General features: G+C 31.9%; 1 protein-coding gene. It reads right to left on the reverse strand.

Features of this window, described 5'->3' with window-relative positions:
- Positions 1–93: 93 nt before the first annotated feature.
- On the reverse strand, positions 94–888 hold a 795-nt coding region (locus J7338_RS20535; RefSeq protein WP_210798826.1), incomplete at its 5' end, for a hypothetical protein.

Consider the following 888-nt stretch of genomic DNA (forward strand, 5'->3'; position numbering starts at 1 on the left):
CCTATAAGGGGCTAAAAATTGTTGGCCAAAATCCGCGAGGCACGAGCAATGGCCAACTGTTTTTAGTCCTTGTTGATTTGCTTGTATGGCAACTTACATACCAGCCAAAATTATTACGAGAATACCCATAATTACGGCTAATAAATTTTCATTTAAATGCTTATGTATGATTCCAAGCAACAACTGCATAGAATACGTTAAACCTAAAAAAATATAAAATATAGGCAACAAAATAATCCAGAATTGTACATACGGAATAACGATATATACAACAAAGAAAATGAGAGACAAACTAACAGCAAAATACCAACGATTTCCCTCTAAAAGCTCATAAAGCTCTTGTATCGGTGGAATAGAAAGAAAAACAGATAGAAAATCTATTTGATAAAAAAGCTCTAAACCTAAAGATAATATCGGTGTGGCTGGAATTAACAATAAAGGTGAATTAAGAACATACTTTTTTATTACGCTAGAATGATCAAGGTTCCATGGAATGGAAACATTAATCAACAAAGTGGATATAAAAATAAGGCTCCAATTTAAAACAAATTCTTTGGGTAGTGGTTTGAAAAAAATAGCCGCTAAGAAAAATATTAAAAAAAGTAATACATTGACCCAAAATAAAGTTTTACTTGCCTTAAGAAGAACTTGCTTCACAGGCTGATTTTTCAAAGAAAATAAAAAACCGTTGATTTTAAAATCAATTAAATCAAAAAATGACTTTGCAGGATCTTTTGCTGCAATTAGTTTTGTTGCACCATATATGGCTACAATAATTTTGAGTAATACTATGAACATTCCATGTTGCCCTAACGCTTTGCTAAGAGGAAAATAATGGTTGGCTATAATCGCGAAGCGATGGCCAACTGTTATTTTTCCTTTTAAGCA

Source organism: Pseudoalteromonas ostreae (genome assembly GCF_018069805.1).
GTDB lineage: Bacteria > Pseudomonadota > Gammaproteobacteria > Enterobacterales > Alteromonadaceae > Pseudoalteromonas > Pseudoalteromonas ostreae.